This is a genomic window from Streptomyces sp. NPDC041814, assembly GCF_055590565.1.
The window spans coordinates 107,353-114,726 of sequence record NZ_JBVJAM010000009.1 but is presented as its reverse complement, the minus strand read 5'-3'; the positions used below and the strand labels follow the sequence as shown (position 1 = coordinate 114,726).

Genomic DNA, 7,374 nt, shown 5'->3' with positions numbered 1-7,374 from the left:
GGTCGGTCACAGCAGCGGGGTCGCGAGGGCCAGGGGGCAGGGCAGGCCGTCCCACCGCCAGGGAGGGGCGAGGGCGTCGGCCACGTCGTCCGCCGTGTCGGCGCCGGGGCGGAAGGAGCCCCCGGCGCCGAGCGCGTCCCAGGCGTAAGCGGTGTGGTGTACCGCGCCCTTCGGGCCGCCGTCCGGGTCCGCGCGGGCGAGGACCCGGACGCCTCGGGCGCGCAGGGCGTCGAGTTCGGCGCGCCAGTCGGCGCCGAGGGGGCAGGCGGGCACCACCTCGTGCTGTTCGGGCAGTCCGGGCGGGCGGCGGCCGACGACGAGCAGGACGCGCTGGGTGTCCGGGGCGCGCGCGGTGCGGGGCCGGGCCCGGACGAGCCGGCCCACCTCCTTGAGGGCGTCCTCCAGCGAGGAAGCGGTGTCCTGTTCGCGCCGCGCGGGCCGCCATCCGGTCAGCGCGGCGAGGGCGGCCCGGGCGGGCCCGGCCGGGACGCGCAGCAGGAGCAGGGGGCGGGGGCCGTAGCGGTTCTCGTGGACCGCGTGGTCGTAGTGGCCGACGACGCCGACGCGCAGGCCGGGCCCGTGCCGCCGGGCCAGGGTGGCGATGACGTCCCGGGCGAAGCCGAGCCGCTCGCCGGTCTCGCCCGCGTCGGCACCGCTCATGTCGACGGTGAGGAACACGTCGAGGGCGGGCGGGTGGATGACCCGCCGGGGCAGGCTGCCCACCAGGGCGGGGATGTCGGGCAGCTCGCCCCGGCCCTCGGCGGGCGAGCCGCCCTCGTGCGCGGTGACCTCACCGGGGCCGTGCAGGACGAACGCGAGGCGCGCCGGTGCGAAGGCGGCGAGCGCGGTCCGCCGCGCGGAGAGGGTCACCGCCCCGCTGCCGTCGGCCCCCGGGGTGCCGGCGAGTACGGGAAGCAGCACCGGGGCGCGGGCGGCGAGTCCGCCGTAGACGGTGATCTCGGCGGTGGCGGTCTCGCCGCGCCGCAGCCGCGAGCCGGCCGGGAAGAGGACCTGGGTGTGGGCGTGCACCTCACCGGTGCGGCGGTCCACCCGGGCGAGGAGCAGGGAGTGGTCGACGGCCAGCGGTGCGGTCCGCAGCGCCGCGCGCACCGCGTCGGCGGTGTCGGTGCCGGAGGCGGCTTCGCCGGGCCCGGGGCCGATCTCGGCGCTCGGCCGGTGTACGGCTCGCAGCAGGCCGGCGGCCCGGTCGAGGAGGACCCAGCCGGTGCGGCGGCCGAGGACCACGAGCGTGCGGGCCCGGGAGAGCGCGGGGTGGGTGCGCAGCCACCGGGTGAGCGCCGCGTCGAACTCCGCGCGGTCCAGGGGCTCCTGGGTGCCGATGCCTCCGGCGAGGCGGAAGCGGCGCGGTTCGGCTTCGCCGTCGAGCAGGGGCAGGAGCGAGGCCCAGTCGGTGCTTCCGGCGTCGGTCTGGCGGGGTATGCCGCTGCGGTCGGCTGCGGCCCGGATCACGTGCAGGCGGTCGGGCGTGAATTCGGCGAACACGACGTCGGGGATGCGTCCGGCGACCAGGTCGGTGAGGATCTGCTGCCAGCGGGCGGAGTCGTGCGGCGGTAAGGAGCCCTCCGGCACGGGCGGCGGTGCGGGCTCCGCCGGTCCGGCCCTGAGCAGTGGCGCGAGCCGCCGTAAGCCCTCCGCACCGTCCGTCGAGAGCGTCGCGGCCCGTAAGTCCCAGGCGTGCTGGGCGCTGTGCAGCGCGGTCCGGGCGGCCTCGGTGTCCTCGTCGGTCAGGGCGCCGAGGACCGGGTCGTCCCACATGCGCCAGGAACACCCGGCGCAGTCCTGGCCGCCCGTGTCCGGTGTCGCGCACACGGGACACACCGCACCGGTTCCCCTCGCCACACCCCGGCTCCCCTCGTAGCCCGTCGCTCACCTCCGCGCACGGTCACTGACCACAAGCGCTCGGCTCCGGGGCGTCATGGTGACACAACGGCGGGTGCGAAGGTCAGGGTTCGGACGGATGGACCCGATCATCTCGCCGAACGCCCCATGGTGAACCGGTTCTTCGCTCATTAGCGTGATCGCGGAGGGTCCCGCCGACCGAGGAGACGCATGCGCCGCACCGACACCGACTCGCTCACCTGGTACGAGAGTCCGTCCCCCGGCACGGGCTGTCTGCCGCCGCGTTCCTGGTACGCGGAGTCCGACGCCCGGCGGCTGTCGCTGAACGGCCGCTGGGCCTTCCGCCTCTCGCCGCGCGCGGACAGTGCCGACACCTCGTTCGTACGGCCGGAATTCGACGCCGCGGACTGGGCGACGGTGGCCGTACCGGGGCACTGGGTGCTCCAGGGTGCGGGCGGGGCGCCCGCGTACACCAATGTCGTCTATCCCTTCCCGGTCGATCCGCCGAGGGTGCCGTCGGAAAATCCGACCGGCGACCATCTGCGGGTCTTCGGGCTGCCCGGCGACTGGCCGGGCGGGGGCGGGAGCGTGCTGCGGTTCGACGGGGTGGAGTCGGCCGCCCGGGTGTGGCTGAACGGGGTGGAGCTGGGCGACTTCAAGGGCTCGCGGCTGCCGCACGAGTTCGCCGTGGGCGAGCTGCTGCGGCCGGGGGCCAACGTCCTCGCGGTACGGGTGCACGCCTGGTCGTCCGGAAGCTATCTGGAGGACCAGGACCAGTGGTGGCTGCCCGGGATCTTCCGGGACGTGACGCTGCTGCACCGCCCGGCGGGGGCGCCCGGCGACTTCTTCGTGCACGCCGGTTACGACCACCGCACCGGCGCGGGGACCCTGCGCGTGGAGTGCGAGGGCGTGGAGGGGCGGGTCCTGGTCCCCGGGCTCGGGCTGGACATCGCGGCGGGCGAGACGGTGACGCTGCCGGTCGAGCCGTGGACCGCCGAGACGCCCCGGCTGTACGACGGGGAGCTGGTGACGCCCGGCGAGCGCGTCCCGCTGCGCTTCGGCTTCCGGACGGTCGCCGTGGCGGACGGCGTCCTCACGGTCAACGGCCGGCGGGTGCTGTTCCGGGGCGTGAACCGGCACGAGTTCCATCCCGGGACGGGCCGGACGGTCGACGCGGAGACCATGCGGCGCGACCTGGTCCTGATGAAGCGGCACAACGTCAACGCCGTACGCACCAGCCACTATCCGCCGCACCCCGCCTTCCTGGACCTCTGCGACGAGCTGGGCCTCTGGGTGATCGACGAATGCGACCTGGAGACCCACGGCTTCGGGGAGGTGGGCTGGCGGAACAACCCGGTGGACGACGAGCGCTGGACGCCCGCGCTGCTCGACCGGGCGGCCCGGATGGTCGAGCGGGACAAGAACCACCCCTCGGTGATCGTCTGGTCGCTGGGAAACGAGTGCGGCACGGGCGCCGGTCTGGGCGCGATGGCCCGGTGGATGCGGGAGCGCGACCCGGACCGCCCGCTGCACTACGAGGGCGACCCGTCGTGCGCGGACGTCGACCTGTACTCGCGGATGTACGCGTCGCACGCCGAGGTGGAGCTCATCGGACGGCGTGCCGAGGAGCCGCTGACGGATCCGGAGCTGGACGCGCGGCGCCGCGCGATGCCGTTCGTGCTGTGCGAGTACGGGCACGCCATGGGCAACGGGCCGGGCGGACTGAGCGAGTACCAGCGCCTGTTCGAGCGGTACGAGCGCTGCCAGGGCGGCTTCGTCTGGGAGTGGATCGACCACGGCATCGCCCACCCGGAGCTGGGCTTCGCGTACGGGGGCGACTTCGGCGAGGAACTGCACGACGGGAACTTCGTGTGCGACGGGCTGCTCTTCCCGGACCGCACCCCGTCCCCGGGCCTCGCCGAGTACAAGAAGGTCGTCGAGCCGGTGCGCATCGCCCCGGGCGCCGCCCCCGGCACGTTCACCGTCACCAACGGCTACGACTTCACCGGGCTCGACCACCTGGAGTTCCGCTGGTCGCACGAGGCGGACGGCGTCCTCGTCGCCTCCGGGACCGTCGCCGTGCCCCCGCTCGCTCCCGGCGCCTCGGCCGACGTGACGCCCGACGCACCGCCCGGCGACGGCCTGTGGACGCTGCGGGCGGTCCTCGCCGGGGCGACCGACTGGGCCGGACGCGGTCACCTGGTCGCCTGGGGCCAGAGCGAGTCGGGCACCCCGGCCGCCCCTCCCCCGGCCACCGGGGCGCGCCCGCGCGTCTCCGGCTCGACGGTCTCGCTCGGCCCCGGCACCTTCGACGCGGCGACCGGGGCGCTCCTGCGCGTCGGGGACGTCCCGGTGGAGGGGCTGCGCCTCGACGTGTGGCGGGCGCCGACCGACAACGACAACGGGGCGGCGTGGCAGCCGGACGAGCGGTACGGGCGGCTCTGGCGGGAGGGGGGCCTGCACCGGATGCGCCACCGTCTGGACGCGGTGGAGGCGGGCACGGACGCGCTGACCGTGCGCACCCGGGTGGCCCCGGCCGGGCGGGACGTGGGGCTGCGGACCGTGTACCGGTGGACGGCCGCCGGGGACCGGCTCGGTCTGACGGTGTCGGTGGCGCCGGAGGGCGACTGGCGGGTGCCGCTGCCCCGGCTCGGTGTGCGGTTCGCGCTGCCCTCCGCGTACGACGCGGTGCGGTGGTTCGGCGGCGGTCCCGGCGAGGCGTATCCGGACACCCGGGCGGCCGCGATGCTGGGGCAGTGGGCCAGAGGCGTGGACGAGCTCCAGACCCCGTACGTCCGCCCGCAGGAGAACGGGGCGCGGGCCGGGGTGCGCTGGGTGGAGCTGGCCGCGGCGGACGGCGGCGGGCTGCGCGCGGAGGGCGGGGCGCCGTTCTCGTTCACGGCGCGGCGCTGGACGGCCGAGGAGCTGGACGCGGCGGAGCACCTGACGGATCTGGTGGCCGGGGACCGGGTCCATGTGGGCCTGGACCACGCGGTGCAGGGCATCGGCTCGGGGTCGTGCGGGCCGGGCGTGCTGCCCGCGTACCGGCTGGACGCGGCGCCGGCGGAGTTCGCGTTCGTGTTCTCGGCGCTGGGCTGAGCCTCCGGGCGGGCCCGGTGCCGTACGGAATCGGCTACCGGGTCCGTTCTGTGCCGGGTCGGGCCCGCAACCCCCTTCCGCCGGGCGGCCGGTGACGTCGTAGCATCGGCACTTTGCGCGATCTTTACCGCTTCGCAAGGGGGAATGTGATGGGCATCGGGAGGCGACGGGCCTCGGTCATCGCCGGGGTGGTGGCCGCGGCGGTGCTGGCGACGGGCACCGTCCTGTGGGCGACGGACAGCGGGCCGTTCCGGGACAGTTACTGCTGGGGCGCGTGGGAACAGGACAGCGGCCCCTCGTTCCTCGGTGACGAGGCGCTGGGGAAGTCCGGCTCCGAGCGCCGCGCCACCGAGTCCGCCGCGTCCTCGGCGGACGGCCCGCACGGCACCTGCACGGTGACCGTCACCTCCTCGGTGGAGGACGACGACTCGGACGAGCCGCTGACCTTCAGGGATTCGGTGACCCTGGAATTCGGCCCCGTACCCGCCGGGGTCAAGGAGCGCCGGGACTGGCTGGCGCGGTACTTCCACGGCTCGGCCTCCCCGCTGCCGGACGGGCTGGACGGCCTGGTCGCCGGGGACCGGGGCATGCTGGTGCTGCCATCGGCCTGCGACCGGGACGGCGGGCCGTCCGTGGTGACGATCCGCAGCGAGAGCACGGGTGACGGCCATCTCGGCAAGGTCGCCATGCCGTTCACGATCGGCACCCGTGCGGATGTCCAGCGGATGCTGCTCGACGCCGCCGGCACCGCCATGGACAAGGCCGGATGTGCACCCGCACACCCTCTGCGCAGCAGCTCCCCGATGGTGACGGTGGCCGAGGACGAGGAGCCCGCCTCCTCCCCGCTGTGCCGGATACCGGGGATGACCTTCGACTACGGCGAGGGCTCACGCTTCGAGCAGCAGGTGGGTGCGGTCACCGACAGGCTGCAGACGTGCTCGGTGGTGTGGAAGACCCGCCGGATGCCCGACGAGCCGTCCGCGCAGTACGTGATGGCGAACGGGAGCCGTCTGGTGAACCTGTTCGAGGGCCTGCCGGAGAGCACGGAACAGGGCCTGGTGCGCCGCAGCTGCGACGGACGGCAGACCGTGTTCTACGGGCATGTGGAGGCCGGTCTCCAGGACCGGGGACGCCCCTCCGACCAGCAGGTGTTCAGCCGCTTCGTCGAGTCGGTCGGCAAGCGCGTCGGCTGCGGAAGCGGTGAGGACGCGTGAGCGAGGAGAACGCCGTGACGGACACCGAAACCCCGGACGCCCCGGAGGCTCCGGAGACCCCTGAGACCCCGGAGGCCACCCGGCCCCCGCTGCTGCGCCGTCTGCTGCGCAGCCGCACGGTGCGGGCCGCGACCGCCGCCGCGCTGGCCGGGGCCCTGCTGGGCGCGGGCACGGTCGCCTGGCGCACGGACACGCTTCCGCTGCTGGGCCCCTCCCCCTGCTGGGACTCACTGGGTTCCGGTTCCATGGAGGCCCTGTTCGGGGACCGCCGGACCGAGGTCGAGGAGCAGTCCCTGCACAACGACCCGATGGGCGACGGCGGTTCGTACGGCCAGTGCCGCATCACGAGCTACGAGGGCGACCGGGCCCGCCGCCAGGTGACGGTGAACGTGCGCCGGCTTGACGGGCTGCGGGGCACCGACGCGCAGGACTGGCCGGGCGAGTTCCTGTCCTCGGGCATGGTGCCGCTCGGCGAGGGGCTGCCCGGCATGACCTCGTCCTCGCGCGCCTGGATCGCGCTGCCGCAGGCGTGCACGGGGCGCGACGACTTCACCGGGCCCACGGTGGTGGACATCGGCATGGGCCGGGCGGGTTTCGAGGTGTCCTCCGAGTACACCCTGCGGGACCGGGCGGCCCTGACCGGTGCGCTGATCGACGCGGCCAACGGCGTCATCAAGGACTTCGGCTGCTCCGGCACGTACCGGGAGCCGCGCGATCTGCACCCGCCGGTCGAGTGGGACACCACCCGGACGTCCGGGTTCTGCGGGACCAAGGGCCTCACCCTCCCGGCGGCCTACCGCAAGGACCTGCGAGAGACCCGCGCCGGCGGCGAGGGCGGCCCGGCCCGGATCTGCGAGGCGGGATACGACTCCGACGAGACATCCGTACGACTGACGACGGTCACCGATCCGGTGCTGGCCGAGATCTACTCGTCGGACGCGCTGCACTCGGGCGCGCCGGTCAAGGGGACCCGGGGCTACGGGAAGGTGGGCGGGAACCGGGCGGTGTTCAAGGCGGTCTGCCAGACCGGGCCGGTGATGTTCGTCCTGGAGCAACTGCGCCCGGCGGGCAAGGGCAGCCGCTTCACGTTCACCCGCGACCTGCTCCCGGCGTACGTGGCGGCGGAGGCGGAACGAATCGGCTGCGGCCCGCAGAAGCTGACGTTCCCGTCGTCCTGAGCGCCAGACGAACAACGCATAGC

At 74.8% G+C, this 7,374-nt stretch carries 4 protein-coding genes; 3 read left to right on the top strand and 1 reads right to left on the bottom strand.

Going from position 1 to position 7,374, the window contains the following annotated elements:
- Positions 1-6 precede the first annotated feature (6 nt).
- Positions 7-1,830, bottom strand: coding sequence for a hypothetical protein (locus tag ACZ6C6_RS22890; RefSeq protein ID WP_469205126.1), 1,824 nt, complete (start codon positions 1,828-1,830; stop codon positions 7-9).
- Positions 1,831-2,070: 240 nt separating this feature from the next.
- On the opposite strand from ACZ6C6_RS22890, the gene ACZ6C6_RS22885 reads away from it, so the two are divergent.
- The 3 genes from ACZ6C6_RS22885 to ACZ6C6_RS22875 all read left to right on the top strand — a co-directional run bounded on the left by ACZ6C6_RS22885 (position 2,071) and on the right by ACZ6C6_RS22875 (position 7,351).
- Positions 2,071-4,959, top strand: coding sequence for a glycoside hydrolase family 2 TIM barrel-domain containing protein (locus ACZ6C6_RS22885; RefSeq protein ID WP_469205125.1), 2,889 nt, complete (start codon positions 2,071-2,073; stop codon positions 4,957-4,959).
- A gap of 149 nt (positions 4,960-5,108) precedes the next feature.
- Positions 5,109-6,173, top strand: a complete 1,065-nt coding sequence (locus ACZ6C6_RS22880) for a hypothetical protein (protein WP_469205124.1) — start codon at positions 5,109-5,111, stop codon at positions 6,171-6,173.
- A 14-nt stretch (positions 6,174-6,187) separates the two neighbouring features.
- Positions 6,188-7,351 carry a hypothetical protein gene (locus ACZ6C6_RS22875; RefSeq protein ID WP_469205123.1) on the top strand — a complete coding sequence of 388 codons (1,164 nt, stop codon included), beginning with the start codon at positions 6,188-6,190 and terminating at the stop codon, positions 7,349-7,351.
- Positions 7,352-7,374: the final 23 nt, after the last annotated feature.

Bases quoted from the DNA above. Each gene is read 5' to 3' on its own strand.
- ACZ6C6_RS22885 (WP_469205125.1), top strand. From the start codon at position 2,071: ATGCGCCGCACCGACACCGACTCGCTCACCTGGTACGAGAGTCCGTCC.
- ACZ6C6_RS22880 (WP_469205124.1), top strand. From the start codon at position 5,109: ATGGGCATCGGGAGGCGACGGGCCTCGGTCATCGCCGGGGTGGTGGCC.